Below are 13,939 nucleotides of genomic sequence, written 5' to 3' on the forward strand. Positions count from 1 at the left end.
GGGGCCTCGTCGGAAGTTGAGGACCCGACGATCTCTCAGGCCCCGCGCGGTGCCCAGTGCCATGCGACGGAATGCCGCATGGCGTGCGCGAAATGCGCGCGGCGCGGGATGGAGCGGGCGTGCCCGCGCCTCAGCCCCGCTTCTTGTGTTCGGTGTCTTGCGTGGTTTGGGCGGCTTGCGTGCCTTCGGCCGTCTCGTCGTGCCCCGTTCCCACATGCCCCGAATCCGCGAACAGGCTCCACGCCGCCATGAACAGCGCCGCGATCACCGGCCCGATCACGAAGCCGTTGATGCCGAAGATCGCCATGCCGCCGATGGTCGACATCAGCACGATGTAGTCGGGCATCTGCGTGTCCTTGCCCACCAGCAGCGGGCGCAGGATGTTGTCGACCAGGCCGATCACGAACACGCCCACGAAGATCAGCACGCCGCCCTGCCAGAAATGCCCCGTGGCAAGGAAGTAGATGGCCACCGGGCCCCAGATCAGCGCGGCGCCCACGGCCGGCAGCAGCGACAGGAAGGCCATCAGCACCGCCCACAGCAGCGCACCCTGCACGCCGAGGAACCAGAAGGCCAGCCCGCCGAGCGTGCCCTGCGCGATGGCCACGGCCACGTTGCCCTTGACGGTCGCGCGGATGACGGTGGTGAACTTGTTCAGCAGGTAGTGCGTGTGCGGCTTGGCCAGCGGCACGGCGTCGCGCATGCGCTTGGACAGGGCTGCGCCGTCGCGCAGCAGGAAGTACAGCAGGTACAACATGACGAAGAAGCTGACCACGAAGTCGAAGGTGTTCTGGCCGATGGCCAGCGCCTGGCTCGCGATGATCTGGCTCGCCTGCCCGGCGGCGGCCGAGATGCGCGCCTGCCAAGCCGCCATGTCGCCGAGGTTGAAGCGCTCGACCAGGTTCAGCAGCCACTGCGGCGCGGCGTCCAGGATCTGCTGGAAGTAGGCCGCGAAGTTGATCTGTCCCGAGCGGATGTTCTGCGTGACCAGCGCCACTTCCTGCACCAGCGACACGCCGACCATGGCCAGCGGAAGAATCACGATGAACAGGCAGATGGCCAGCGTCAGCAAGGCGGCGGCGTTGAGCTTGCCGGGCATCTTCCTGAGCAGCCAGCGGAACAGCGGCGTGAACAGGATCGCCAGTGCCACGCCCCAGAGCACCGCGCCGAAGAACGGCAGCAGCACCCAGATGAAGGCAGCGGTGACAGCGGCGAGAAGGGCGAGGAACACGCCGCGCTGGAGTTGGGGTGAGTTCATAAGTGTCTCGGACTGTAGCCGAGCCGGAACCTGCGCCCGTGTCAGCGAGCGCGCCCTCGTGCGGGCCAACGGGATTCATGGCGGAATCTGCCGACAGCCGCTGCCCGGCTGGTGGCCGCTGCTATCGAATCAATAGCGGCTGCCGGTATTAATGCACAGCTTCAGCGCTTGGCGCGCGGCAATGCCACGGGGGCCAGCGTGGCGCGCAGGCGGCTCGGCGCGTCGGGCTCCGCCGCGGTGTCGACTTCCAGTGCGCGTTCGACATTGCCGATGTGGTCGAGCATCAGCCGGCGCGCCTTGTCCGTGTCGCCCGCTTCGAGCGCGGCGACGATCGCGCCGTGCTCGGCGCACGACTGCCCGGCCTCGTGCTTCGACTGGTAGAGCGTGGCCGCCAGCGTGGTGCGCGCGGTGAGGTCGCGCAGCACGTCGACGAGCAACTGATGGCCCATCTGCTCGGCCAGGCACACGTGGAAGTCGGCCAGCAAAAAGGCGCGGGTGGCGGCGTCGGCGCCTTCGATGGCGCGCTGCTCGTCGGCGATGTGGTCGCGCAGCTTGCGGATCACCTTGCCCAGCGGGCGGCCCTCGCTTGCGGCCAGGATGCCGGCCTCGACGATGCGGCGTGCCGAGAAGGCGTCGCGCGCCTCTTCGGCCGAAGGCTCCACCACATACCAGCCGCGGCGTGACTGCACTTCGACGAAGCCTCGCGCCTGCAGCTGCATCAGGGCCTCGCGCACCATGGTGCGGCTCACCGAGAAGTTCTCGGCCAGGGCCTGCTCGCCCAGCCGCTCGCCCGGTGCGAGCTTCTGCGCGAGGATGGCCTCGACTACGCGCTCGGCGATTGCGGTGGGGCTAACGTCGGTGGGCATGTGCCTCAATGTGCCGGAGTGGTGGCGGTGCCTGCGTTTGCAACGGGCGCGGCCTCGGCCAGCGGCTCGCCATCCAGGGCTTCGGGGGCGTAGTTGCCATCGAGCACCGCATGGGCGCGTTCGCGGTCGATGTCGCCTTCCCAGGCGGCGATGGCCACGGTCGCAACGCAGTTGCCGATCAGGTTGCCCAGCGCACGGGCGATGCCCATGAACCAGTCCACCGACAGCACCAGCACCAGCCCGATGGCGGGAATGGCCGGAATCGCGTGCAGCGTGGCGGCCAGCACCACGATGGCCGAGCCCGGCACGCCGTGCGCGCCCTTGGACGTGACCAGCGCGATTGCCAGGATCGTCAGCAGGTCGGCCATCGAGATCGGCGTGTTGGTGGCCTGGGCAATGAACACCGCGGCCAGCGTGATGTAGATCGAGAAGGCATCGAGGTTGAACGAGTAGCCGGTGGGAATCACCAGCCCGACCGTCGAATCGCGGATGCCCATGCGGCGCAGCTTGGCCATGACCTGCGGCAGCACGCTGTCCGACGAAGTGGTGGCGAACACGATGGTGAGCTCTTCGCGCAGGTAGCGCAGCAGCTTGATCAGGCTGAAGCCCGACATGCGCATCACCAGCCCCAGCACCACGAACACGAAGACCAGCACCGCGCCGTAGAAGAGGGCGACCAGCATGCCAAGCTGCTTGAGCGAGCCGATGCCGTACTGCCCCACCGTGAATGCGATGGCACCCAGCACGCCCAGCGGCGCCAGCTTGATGATGATCCCCATGATCTTGAACAGCACCAGCGAGAGCGCATCGACCACCACCGCGACCGGCTTGCCGCGGTCGCCCAGCAGGGTGAGCGCACAGCCGAACAGCACCGCGAACAGCAGCACCTGCAGCACGTCGCCGGTGGCGAAGGCGTTGACCACCGTGGTCGGAATGAGCTTCATCAGGAACTCGACCGTGCCGCCGCTCGTGAGCTTGTCGGCGTTCGAGGCGTAGGCGCTCATGGCGGCCGGGTCGAGCTTGGCGGGGTCGACATTCATGCCCGCGCCGGGCTGGAACACGAAAGCCAGCACCAGGCCCATCGCCAGCGCGATGGTGGTCAGCACTTCGAAGTAGATGAGCGACTTCACGCCCACCCGGCCCACGCGCTTGAGGTCGCCCGCACCGGCGATGCCATGCACCACCACGCAGAACACCAGCACCGGGATGATCATCTTGATCAGCTTGATGAACCCGTCACCCAGCGGCTTGAGCTTGACGGCGTACTCCGGAGCAAAGAGCCCCGCGAGCACGCCGAGCACCAGCGCGATGACCACCTGACCGAAAAGCGATTTGGCGAAGCGAGGCATGGAGTCTCCTGTCTGTCTTGTCGAGGTTTTGCATGCAAGAAATGCCATTTCTTGCATACAAGAAATGTAGGCAAGAAGACTTGGGGAGGGTCAGAGGGTTATCCCGGGAGGTAATCGGTGCCTGCGGGGATTTAAGTCGTGGGCCGGGGAATAAAGCCCTGGACTGGGATCAAAGCGGTGGACTGCAGGCGTTCGGGCGACGGGAAGTGCCGCAGCATCCGCGGTCCGACAGGAATTACCGGCGAGCCTTCTTGATCCGCTGTTCCCTAAGGGCGACTTCCAGGACCGAAATCGATTCGAGGCAGTCCCGCAATGATGCGTCCTCCAGCCTGGGGGGCACGATTCCTTGGAAATCAACCCGTTGATCCTTTCCACTCATCGAATCCGAGTCGATTCGGAACTTGCTCGCTAGCTGACTCATCGACGGGGCTCGAGATGTGAGATTGAGCCAACCACCAATAACACGGTGTTCTCGCGACTCTTGTTATCGCGAGTCGAGACTGAATCAACTATCGAAAAATTGATATTTACGTCGGTGTGTCGTTATCGACGATTGGGCTACGTGGCCCGAACGTGGCCGAGATTGCGAGCAACGCCTACTATCGATTTTCATTGGGGATGGAATTTTTTCACTGGGAATGGAACCGTGAGTCCTTTGGAATCAAGGACTTAAACGCGTTCTGTCGTCCCGGCCGCCGCTCAGGTCATCAAATTTGGGACTGGACAGCAGGATTTGCGCGGCGGGCTATGTCGGCGCGCGGGTAGCCATGGTTGGCAAGCTGCGTAAGGGCGCCAGCGTCCCGCGTCGCCACCTCATCTCATCGTGATCCAGGCTCGCACCCCTCTCCTCCCGCGGATCGCGGGCCGTCGCTTCGATCCCTGCGGACGATGTGCCTACCAGGCGCAATGCTCGAGTCGTTGCCAGATCTGGCCGGGCCGCGCTTGGGCGCGGCAGAATACTGTCCGATGGCTGCAGTCGGCCGAGGATTACGGTAGGGACGCCCATTACTGGACGCCCCCCGCACAGATCCGTACGTGCCCGATTCAGGCATACGGCTCCTACCTTGGGTGAGTGACGGCAAAGCGCTGGTCAGGCCACGGATGAAGGATTCGGGGAGGCGGTAGCCACGCATCAGCGAGCTTCGTCATTCGTTGCCACGTCATGTGATCCTTCTGGCTTCGACGCCGAAGCGTTCGTCGCCAGAGATCGCTGACATAGTGGCGGAACGCGCCGAGCGCCCGGGCATTCGTCGGCACCGCGTGGTATGCGAAGAACCCCGTGACCACTGCCCTCAGCCATCGGCCCTGTTCGGGAATGGCGTGGTGCATGCGGCTACGCAGTTCCTCCTTGACCTCGCGAAGCTTCGCTCGCATGCGGTCGCCCCGGCTCTTGCGCTGGAGCTGGAAGGCCCCGCGTCGAGACCTGCCACAAATGAACGTGAACCCCAGGAAGCTGAAGGTTTCCGGCTTACCCAACCCGCGCTGCCTTCTTCTCACCGCCGCGTGACGGCCGAACTCCAGCAGCCGGGTCTTGTCCCCATTGTTGATTTCCATCCAGAAGTGACCCACTTGGCCCGGTGATTTCCATCTAAATCTGACCCACGTGATAACCCTAACCTGCTGCTTTTAGCAGCAGGAGCACAGGAGTGATTGACGTGGCGACACTGAGTGTCATCAGGCGTTGGGCACTGCGAGAGCAACTGTCCATCCGAGAGATAGCCCGGCGCACGGGCTTGTCTCGCAACACCATCCGCAAGTACCTTCGCGAGGGCGAGGCGGCGCCCAGCTACGCGAAGCGCATCAGCCCGAGCAAGCTCGACGCGTTCGCCGAGAAGCTCGGCGGCTGGCTCAAGAGCGAGGCGTCTAAGTCACGCAAGCAGCGGCGCACGCTCAAGCAGATGCACGCCGATCTGGTGGCGCTGGGCTACCAGGGCTCCTACAACCGCGTGGCGGCCTTTGCACGAGCGTGGCATGCGCATCTCCACGAGGTCCAGCAGACGACCGGGCGCGGCACCTTCGTGCCTCTGGCCTTCGGTCCCGGCGAGGCATTCCAGTTCGACTGGAGCGAGGACTGGGCCGTCATCGCTGGTGAACGCACCAAGCTGCAGGTGGCGCACTTCAAGCTCAGCCACAGCCGTGCGTTCATCGTGCGCGCCTACCTGTTGCAGACCCACGAGATGCTGTTCGATGCGCACAACCGGGCCTTCGAGGTACTCGGGGGCGTGCCTCGGCGCGGCATCTACGACAACATGAAGACCGCCGTGGACAAGGTACGCCGCGGCAAGGAGCGCGACATCAACGCGCGCTTCAGCGCCATGGTCAGTCACTACCTGTTCGAGGCCGAGTTCTGCAACCCGGCCTCGGGCTGGGAGAAGGGCCAGGTCGAGAAGAACGTGCGTGATGCGCGCCACCGGTTGTGGCAACCTGTGCCGGCGTTCGCCACGCTGGCGCTGCTCAACGACTGGCTGGAGGACCGCTGCAAGGCGCTGTGGGGCGAGATCGTCCACGGCAAGCTGCCAGGGACCGTAGCCGATGTCTGGGCGCAGGAACGGCCACTACTGTTGCAGATCCCCAGACCCTTCGATGGTTTCGTGGAACACACCAAGCGCGTCTCGCCCACCTGCCTGGTGCACTTCGAGCGCAACCGTTACAGCGTTCCGGCCTCCTACGCGAACCGGCCAGTGAGCCTGCGCGTGTACGCCGAACGCCTCGTCGTGGCGGCCGAGGGCCAGATCGTGTGCGAGCACACGCGCATCATTGACCGTCGCCACGACACCGCAGGTCAGACCGTCTACGACTGGAGGCACTACCTGGCAGTGCTGCAACGCAAGCCAGGAGCGCTCAGGAACGGAGCGCCCTTCAGCGAGCTGCCGCAGGGCTTCCGGCGGCTGCAGGCCGCGCTGCTGAAGCAGCCAGGCGGAGACCGCGAGATGGTGGAGATCCTGGCGCTGGTGCTGCACCACGACGAGCAGGCAGTGCTGACCGCGGTCGAACTGGCGCTGGAAGCCGGCGTGGCCAGCAAGACTCATGTGCTGAATGTGCTGCACCGACTGCTCGATGCCAAGCCCATTGCGCCGGCGCCTGTCACGGCACCGCAGGCACTGCGCCTGATGAACGAGCCGAAGGCCGATGTGCTGCGCTACGACACGCTCCGGGGGCGTGCCAGCGCTGCTGGCGGCCTGCGCGGGCCGCTGAACTCCAAGTCGAGTAGCCAGGAGGTGCGCCATGCGACATGACCCTGCCAGCGGCGCCATCGTGATCATGCTGCGCGAACTCAAGATGCACGGCATGGCCCAGGCCGTCGCGGAGCTGGCCGAGCAGGGATCGCCGGCCTTCGAGGCGGCCCAACCGATGCTCTCGCAGTTGCTAAAGGCAGAGACAGCCGAGCGGGAGGTACGCTCGGTGGCCTACCAGTTGAAGCTCGCTCGCTTCCCAGCCTATCGCGATCTCGCTGGCTTCGACTTCGCCAACAGCGAGGTCAACGAGGCGCTGGTGCGTCAGCTACACCGATGCGAGTTCATGGACGATGCGCAGAACGTGGTGCTCGTGGGCGGTCCGGGCACCGGCAAGACCCACATCGCCACGGCGCTGGGCGTGCAGGCCATCGAGCACCAACACCGCCGGGTGCGCTTCTTCTCGACGGTAGAACTGGTCAACGCACTCGAGCAAGAGAAGGCCAGTGGCAATCCCGGCCACATCGCGCACCGACTGATGTACGCGGACATGGTGGTGCTCGATGAACTGGGCTACCTGCCGTTCAGCGCATCAGGTGGCGCGCTGTTGTTCCATCTGCTGTCCAAACTCTACGAACGCACGAGCGTGGTGATCACAACCAACTTGAGCTTCAGCGAGTGGGCCAGCGTCTTCGGCGACGCGAAGATGACGACGGCGTTGCTGGACCGGCTCACGCATCACTGCCATATTCTGGAGACCGGAAACGACAGCTTCCGCTTCAAGCACAGCTCGGCTCAACCCGTTCAAGCAGTCCAACCTAAAAAGGAGAAAGCCAAGAACTTATCCACACCGTGAGCCGGCTGGCTCGCAAAGAGGGTGGGTCAATATTCGATGGAAATCGCGGGTCAGGATTCCATGGAACTCAACACCCCATGAAGCTCGAGCGCGAACTGCTCGAGCCTATGCCGCATCGCATCCCAGAAGCGCCTCGCATCGGCTTCGTGCTCGAAGCCGGCAACAATGTCGTCGGCATAGCGCACGACGATCACATTGCCGCTGGCTTCTCGCCCCCGCCATTGTTGAGCCCAGAGATCGAAGACGTAGTGCAGGTAGACGTTGGCCAGCAGCGGCGATGCCACTGCTCCTTGAGGTGTCCCCTTCTCACTGACGCTCCAGTTCCCGTCTTCCAGGACGCCCGCGTTGAGCCACTTGCGCACAAGGCGGATGACGCGCTCGTCGCCAATCCGGTGCTCCAGGAATCGGACCAACCAGTCTTGGCTAACCGAATCAAAGAAGCCTCGAATGTCGGCGTCGAGAATCCAGTTCACCGGGGTGTTGCAGATCGCCACCGACAGTGCGTCCAACGCGTCATGCGGCCTGCGCCCGGGCCGAAACCCGTACGAGAACCCGAGGAAGTCTTCCTCATAGATGGCGTTGAGCACCGCGATGAGAGCGCGCTGGACGATCTTGTCTTCCAGCGCTGCGATCCCCAGCGGGCGCTGTTTGCCGTCTGGCTTCGGTATCAACCGCCGCCTGACGGGTAGTGCCCGGTAGCTACCGCTGTGGACCTTCGCATGCAGCTCCTGAAGGTTGCCCTCCAGGTTCGCCTCGTAGTCCTGCCACGTCAGGCCGTCCACTCCGGGTGCGGCGCGGCGCTTGAGCGCCAGGAACGCGTCCCTCAGCAAGTCGACCGTCACGTGGTGCAGCAGCGCAGTGAACTTCTCCTTCTTCCGCTGCCTTGCAGCGTTGCGTACACGGTCCAACCCCTGTGACACGCTATCGCGGCCCTGTGTCCGTCGCGTGTGCGGTTGGCCCGTGTTCCCCTTGGTCCCCGCCCTTGGCTCCGCCCACTCCGCAGTCGGTCGCCCGACCTTGTTCGCAGGCTTCATCGCTACTATGGCGGAGTCTGACTTCTCGGGTCCGTTCATCATCGGCTACGGCTCCTCGCCTTCCCGATGCGGGCCAGCCCCATACCGCGGCTGGTCAAACCCGAGATCTCCCGGTTCCCGTGCAAAGAGCGTGCGTGCATGCCAGGTTCTACGACCACGCCGGGTTGCCCAAGTGCTTGCGTGAACGCACTTGGACATGTTGCCTTCCGCTACACAGACAGCGTCAGCACCCGGGAACAGTTTCCTATCGCGGCTCAATGGCTGGCCTGCACGTACCCCTACCGACGCTTCACGTGCATCCTCACGAATGCACGCGCACGGCTCGGGGCCGATGTGGTTCGCTACTCCTTCATCGCAGTGGACTTGCACCACCTACTCCTTGCCGGTCTCCCGGCGCACCTGTGTGGAAACCCACTCGGCACATGAGTATGCCGAACTCGGCCGCTCGACGGCGCACAGTAGAGACAGAACGCGGCCGTCAGGCCACCGCCGCAACGGGCAGGCCGATCCACGCGGCGCGAGCGCGATTGCAAGGGCTCATGCCCCAGCCAATTGCATTGCCTTCATCGTTCTGACGAACCCCAGCACCTTCATGACCCGCTTGAGGTTGTAGGCCAGTACATGCAAGCTCATCTCGGTGCTCACATGCGCCAGAGTCCTGGTCAGGAAGTGGGTTGATCCCATCCAGTGTTTCAGCGTACCGAACACGTGCTCCACGGTGCGTCGTCGCAGGGTCATGGCATCGGGCTTGCGATCAAGCCGCTGCTGCACCCGATCAAGCACCGCTTCGTGTTCCCAGCGTCGGATGCGGCGATAGCTGCTGGTCGTGCACTGGTCTCTCATAGAGCAGCCAGGACAGGCACTGGGCCAGTAGACGTTCAGCTTGTTGTCGTTCTTCTCGAGCGTGCTGAACCTGTAGATCGCTCGCTCACCCGCAGGGCATTGGTATTCGTCATCCTTCACGATGTAGATGAAGTCGGTCTTGTCGAAGCGACCCGCAGCCTTGGCGTTCGATGTCATCGGCTTGGGCACGAAGGCCGTGATGCCGTCGTCCTCACAGGCCTTGAGTTCCGTGCCGTTGAAGTAGCCCCGGTCGGCGAAGGCTTGAAGTCTGGGCTTGTCCATCGCCTCGCGCGCAGCACGCGCCATTCGGTTGAGCTGCGCGCGATCGTTGCCGACGTTCGTAACCTCATGCGCCACGATCAAGTGGTTCTTCGCATCGACCGCCGTCTGGACGTTGTAGCCCACCAGGCCCGAACCCTTTGCCTGCGAGATCATCGAGCGTGCGTCGGGATCGGTGGTTGAACGTTGCCCATCCGGCTCGTGCTTCAACTGCTCCTTGGCTTCATCGAGCTGGCGCATCTGATCGCGCAGCTTCCTGATCTTGTCTTGCAGTCGCTCGGTCTTGGCTTCGACCTCTGAGGGCTGTGTACGGTCCGCCGTCTCCAGCGCGTCCAGATAGCGCTGAATGCTTTGCTCGATCTGCTGCTGGCGCTTGTCGATCTTGGCTGGTGTGACGTTGCGGTCCCGGCTGTTCACTGCCTTGAACTTGCTGCCGTCGATGGCCACGATGGCCTGGGTGAACAGCTTGAGTTCACGGCACATGCCGATGAAGCGCTTGCAGACATTGCGGATGCCAGCGTCGTTGTCGTGACGGAAGTCGGCGATGGTCTTGAAGTCCGGAGCGAGCCGGCCGGTGAGCCACATCAGCTCGACGTTGCGTTGGGCCTCGCGTTCCAGGCGCCGGCTGGACTGGATACGGTTCAGGTACCCGTAGATGTAGAGCTTGAGCAGCACCGCGGGGTGATACGACGGCCGGCCGGTGGCGGCTGGATCTGCTCCTTTGAAGCCGAGTGCTTGAAGATCCAGTTCATCGACAAAGACGTCGACAACGCGCACAGGGTTGTCTTCGCCGATATAGTCATCAAGACATTCCGGCAGCAGCGCAACCTGCTGCCGATCCTCGCCTTCGATGAATCGCTTCATGGGCACCTCGCTGAGAACGGGTGCCATGATTTTATTTAGATGAGTGCCGACGGCGAAGCGTTTTCACACAGGTGCGCCGGGAGACCGGCAAGGAGTAGGTGGTGCAAGTCCACTGCGATGAAGGAGTAGCGAACCACATCGGCCCCGAGCCGTGCGCGTGCATTCGTGAGGATGCACGTGAAGCGTCGGTAGGGGTACGTGCAGGCCAGCCATTGAGCCGCGATAGGAAACTGTTCCCGGGTGCTGACGCTGTCTGTGTAGCGGAAGGCAACATGTCCAAGTGCGTTCACGCAAGCACTTGGGCAACCCGGCGTGGTCGTAGAACCTGGCATGCACGCACGCTCTTTGCACGGGAACCGGGAGATCTCGGGTTTGACCAGCCGCGGTATGGGGCTGGCCCGCATCGGGAAGGCGAGGAGCCGTAGCCGATGATGAACGGACCCGAGAAGTCAGACTCCGCCATAGTAGCGATGAAGCCTGCGAACAAGGTCGGGCGACCGACTGCGGAGTGGGCGGAGCCAAGGGCGGGGACCAAGGGGAACACGGGCCAACCGCACACGCGACGGACACAGGGCCGCGATAGCGTGTCACAGGGGTTGGACCGTGTACGCAACGCTGCAAGGCAGCGGAAGAAGGAGAAGTTCACTGCGCTGCTGCACCACGTGACGGTCGACTTGCTGAGGGACGCGTTCCTGGCGCTCAAGCGCCGCGCCGCACCCGGAGTGGACGGCCTGACGTGGCAGGACTACGAGGCGAACCTGGAGGGCAACCTTCAGGAGCTGCATGCGAAGGTCCACAGCGGTAGCTACCGGGCACTACCCGTCAGGCGGCGGTTGATACCGAAGCCAGACGGCAAACAGCGCCCGCTGGGGATCGCAGCGCTGGAAGACAAGATCGTCCAGCGCGCTCTCATCGCGGTGCTCAACGCCATCTATGAGGAAGACTTCCTCGGGTTCTCGTACGGGTTTCGGCCCGGGCGCAGGCCGCATGACGCGTTGGACGCACTGTCGGTGGCGATCTGCAACACCCCGGTGAACTGGATTCTCGACGCCGACATTCGAGGCTTCTTTGATTCGGTTAGCCAAGACTGGTTGGTCCGATTCCTGGAGCACCGGATTGGCGACGAGCGCGTCATCCGCCTTGTGCGCAAGTGGCTCAACGCGGGCGTCCTGGAAGACGGGAACTGGAGCGTCAGTGAGAAGGGGACACCTCAAGGAGCAGTGGCATCGCCGCTGCTGGCCAACGTCTACCTGCACTACGTCTTCGATCTCTGGGCTCAACAATGGCGGGGGCGAGAAGCCAGCGGCAATGTGATCGTCGTGCGCTATGCCGACGACATTGTTGCCGGCTTCGAGCACGAAGCCGATGCGAGGCGCTTCTGGGATGCGATGCGGCATAGGCTCGAGCAGTTCGCGCTCGAGCTTCATGGGGACAAGACCCGGCTGCTGGAGTTCGGCCGTCACGCGGCGGTGAGAAGAAGGCAGCGCGGGTTGGGTAAGCCGGAAACCTTCAGCTTCCTGGGGTTCACGTTCATTTGTGGCAGGTCTCGACGCGGGGCCTTCCAGCTCCAGCGCAAGAGCCGGGGCGACCGCATGCGAGCGAAGCTTCGCGAGGTCAAGGAGGAACTGCGTAGCCGCATGCACCACGCCATTCCCGAACAGGGCCGATGGCTGAGGGCAGTGGTCACGGGGTTCTTCGCATACCACGCGGTGCCGACGAATGCCCGGGCGCTCGGCGCGTTCCGCCACTATGTCAGCGATCTCTGGCGACGAACGCTTCGGCGTCGAAGCCAGAAGGATCACATGACGTGGCAACGAATGACGAAGCTCGCTGATGCGTGGCTACCGCCTCCCCGAATCCTTCATCCGTGGCCTGACCAGCGCTTTGCCGTCACTCACCCAAGGTAGGAGCCGTATGCCTGAATCGGGCACGTACGGATCTGTGCGGGGGGCGTCCAGTAATGGGCGTCCCTACCGTAATCCTCGGCCATTTCCGGACGTTGGCGGCACGTAGCTTTTGGGCAGCGTCCTGTGCTTTCGACTTGCGCCGCGGCCGACGGCAACCACCTCTGTATTTAGTTCTTTCATATGCCTACCTTGCGCCCCCTCTTTAGCGTCACGGCGCAGATGGCAACCGTCGTCGGTGTCGCGTCACAAGGCTCCAGTCTCGCCGTCGACGTGGATTTGCGTGGGTCGAGCGCGCCAGGCGTGCGAGTCGACTTTCACGGTTTGGTCGGCTACCGCGTGTTGGACGAACGCGACCTTCCGCACTATTGGCACAGCGACGGGACCGCGGTGGCGCACAGCGACTGCTTGCTTTATGAAGTGACTTCGGGGGGCTGGGCTGATGATCAGATGGCCCAGTCACCGGTGATGGCCGCGGGCTTCTATTCAAAGCTTCGGGAATGGGTCGTCGTCAGTGACGATTGGTGCGTATCGGTTCTTTCAGAGTGGGACGAGGAGCCACGCGTCAGCAAACGTTGAATACCGGCCATGAAGCCGGGCCGTAGGTCGGCTTGGGTCCCGAAGCGCCTGGTCGCCGACAGGCTACAGTCGGCCAAGAGCATACCCTCGCGATTCACAGGCACTTAAAGCACGTAGCGGCGGCGATCCCAAAAGATGCAAACTTACCTACAGGACCTCATTTCGCGGATGACGGTACGAGAAAAAGTCATGAACTCCGAAGAATCGATTTCATGGCACGCCTACAGGGAGGCTGAATCACTTCAGGAACTTTCCGTACTCCAAGAACTGGACACCTTCCTCCGCGGGGGGCCGCCGAAGGCAGAGCGTTCCGCTGCCTACTTTATGGTCGGAGCCCTCGGGGAGAACCTCAAAGAATCAAGGTGCGCATCTACGCTGATTTCGAATATCCCGTCCGAAACTGACAAGCAGGCCCTTGCAACGCTGCTGGGCAGTATTGCTAAGGTCCCCATAGGCATGGGCACAGACCTTGGGCCGGTCTATGACCTGTTGCGCGACACACGCTGGCTCGTGCGGCATAGCGCCATCCAGGCACTACGGACATCAACGGCTCCAGAAACCGAGGACCGTTTACTTGCAGTCCTTGTGGAATCATCCGACCCTCACGACAAGGTCTATTGCCATTCCGTATTGAACCGAATCGGGACGCTGAAATCGATTCCTGCGCTTCAAGCCGGCCTCGGATCGAATAAGAGGGATGTGAAGCTTTCTGCGAAAGCCGCTATCCACGAAATCATGCTGCGTTCTGCCCCACCTGCATCCTGAATGACTGCTTTGGAGTAGCGGTAATGTCTCGTTTGGGGCCCACTGCAGCCGTACCCGCTGCTTCAAAGCCGCCATTCATCCGAGCCTGGAAGGTAAGTTTCAGAAGACGCCTCGGATAAATCGAGCGCAATTGCACCTTCGGAGAACTGGAGGAGCAGCGAAGGCAAAT

At 63.2% G+C, this 13,939-nt stretch carries 11 protein-coding genes; 5 read left to right on the top strand and 6 right to left on the bottom strand.

What is annotated here, in order from left to right:
- Positions 1-130: 130 nt before the first annotated feature.
- The 4 genes from ACWV14_RS32920 to ACWV14_RS32935 form a co-directional block, all read right to left on the bottom strand.
- Positions 131-1,258: an AI-2E family transporter gene (locus ACWV14_RS32920; protein ID WP_454908016.1), complete on the bottom strand. Its 1,128-nt coding sequence runs from the start codon at positions 1,256-1,258 to the stop codon at positions 131-133.
- 161 nt (positions 1,259-1,419) lie between these two features.
- On the bottom strand, positions 1,420-2,124 hold the full coding sequence (locus tag ACWV14_RS32925; protein ID WP_454908017.1) for a GntR family transcriptional regulator: 705 nt from the start codon (positions 2,122-2,124) through the stop codon (positions 1,420-1,422).
- A gap of 5 nt (positions 2,125-2,129) precedes the next feature.
- A complete protein-coding gene (locus tag ACWV14_RS32930) occupies positions 2,130-3,473 on the bottom strand; it encodes a C4-dicarboxylate transporter DctA (RefSeq protein WP_454908018.1) in 1,344 nt (447 codons plus the stop codon).
- Positions 3,474-4,532: 1,059 nt separating this feature from the next.
- Complete coding sequence (locus tag ACWV14_RS32935) at positions 4,533-5,027, bottom strand: hypothetical protein (RefSeq protein WP_454908019.1); 495 nt, start codon at positions 5,025-5,027, stop codon at positions 4,533-4,535.
- 92 nt (positions 5,028-5,119) lie between these two features.
- On the opposite strand from ACWV14_RS32935, the gene istA reads away from it, so the two are divergent.
- Both istA and istB read left to right on the top strand, forming a co-directional pair.
- Positions 5,120-6,709: an IS21 family transposase gene (istA, locus tag ACWV14_RS32940; RefSeq protein WP_454901620.1), complete on the top strand. Its 1,590-nt coding sequence runs from the start codon at positions 5,120-5,122 to the stop codon at positions 6,707-6,709.
- Positions 6,699-7,502 carry an IS21-like element helper ATPase IstB gene (istB, locus tag ACWV14_RS32945; RefSeq protein WP_454901618.1) on the top strand — a complete coding sequence of 268 codons (804 nt, stop codon included), beginning with the start codon at positions 6,699-6,701 and terminating at the stop codon, positions 7,500-7,502. Before istA ends, istB begins: the two co-directional genes overlap by 11 nt.
- A gap of 50 nt (positions 7,503-7,552) precedes the next feature.
- On the opposite strand, the gene ACWV14_RS32950 is transcribed toward istB, so the two are convergent.
- Positions 7,553-8,344 carry a reverse transcriptase domain-containing protein gene (locus ACWV14_RS32950; protein WP_454908020.1) on the bottom strand — a complete coding sequence of 264 codons (792 nt, stop codon included), beginning with the start codon at positions 8,342-8,344 and terminating at the stop codon, positions 7,553-7,555.
- Positions 8,345-9,073: 729 nt separating this feature from the next.
- Positions 9,074-10,522: an IS1182 family transposase gene (locus ACWV14_RS32955; RefSeq protein ID WP_454908021.1), complete on the bottom strand. Its 1,449-nt coding sequence runs from the start codon at positions 10,520-10,522 to the stop codon at positions 9,074-9,076.
- Between the two features lie 428 nt (positions 10,523-10,950).
- Here ACWV14_RS32955 and ltrA point away from each other — a divergent pair, with 428 nt between their 5' ends.
- The 3 genes from ltrA (at position 10,951) to ACWV14_RS32970 (ending at position 13,770) form a co-directional block, all read left to right on the top strand.
- Positions 10,951-12,429: a group II intron reverse transcriptase/maturase gene (gene ltrA / locus ACWV14_RS32960; RefSeq protein ID WP_454908022.1), complete on the top strand. Its 1,479-nt coding sequence runs from the start codon at positions 10,951-10,953 to the stop codon at positions 12,427-12,429.
- Positions 12,430-12,609: 180 nt separating this feature from the next.
- A complete protein-coding gene (locus ACWV14_RS32965; RefSeq protein ID WP_454914203.1) occupies positions 12,610-13,005 on the top strand; it encodes a hypothetical protein in 396 nt (131 codons plus the stop codon).
- A gap of 189 nt (positions 13,006-13,194) precedes the next feature.
- Positions 13,195-13,770 carry a HEAT repeat domain-containing protein gene (locus tag ACWV14_RS32970; RefSeq protein WP_454908024.1) on the top strand — a complete coding sequence of 192 codons (576 nt, stop codon included), beginning with the start codon at positions 13,195-13,197 and terminating at the stop codon, positions 13,768-13,770.
- Positions 13,771-13,939 lie beyond the last annotated feature (169 nt).

This window comes from Variovorax durovernensis (assembly GCF_977011995.1).

Bases quoted from the DNA above. Each gene is read 5' to 3' on its own strand.
- ltrA (WP_454908022.1), top strand. From the start codon at position 10,951: ATGATGAACGGACCCGAGAAGTCAGACTCCGCCATAGTAGCGATGAAG.
- ACWV14_RS32920 (WP_454908016.1), bottom strand. From the start codon at position 1,258: ATGAACTCACCCCAACTCCAGCGCGGCGTGTTCCTCGCCCTTCTCGCC.
- ACWV14_RS32965 (WP_454914203.1), top strand. From the start codon at position 12,610: ATGCCTACCTTGCGCCCCCTCTTTAGCGTCACGGCGCAGATGGCAACC.
- ACWV14_RS32935 (WP_454908019.1), bottom strand. From the start codon at position 5,027: ATGGAAATCAACAATGGGGACAAGACCCGGCTGCTGGAGTTCGGCCGT.
- istB (WP_454901618.1), top strand. From the start codon at position 6,699: ATGCGACATGACCCTGCCAGCGGCGCCATCGTGATCATGCTGCGCGAA.
- ACWV14_RS32925 (WP_454908017.1), bottom strand. From the start codon at position 2,124: ATGCCCACCGACGTTAGCCCCACCGCAATCGCCGAGCGCGTAGTCGAG.
- ACWV14_RS32930 (WP_454908018.1), bottom strand. From the start codon at position 3,473: ATGCCTCGCTTCGCCAAATCGCTTTTCGGTCAGGTGGTCATCGCGCTG.
- ACWV14_RS32970 (WP_454908024.1), top strand. From the start codon at position 13,195: ATGAACTCCGAAGAATCGATTTCATGGCACGCCTACAGGGAGGCTGAA.
- ACWV14_RS32955 (WP_454908021.1), bottom strand. From the start codon at position 10,522: ATGAAGCGATTCATCGAAGGCGAGGATCGGCAGCAGGTTGCGCTGCTG.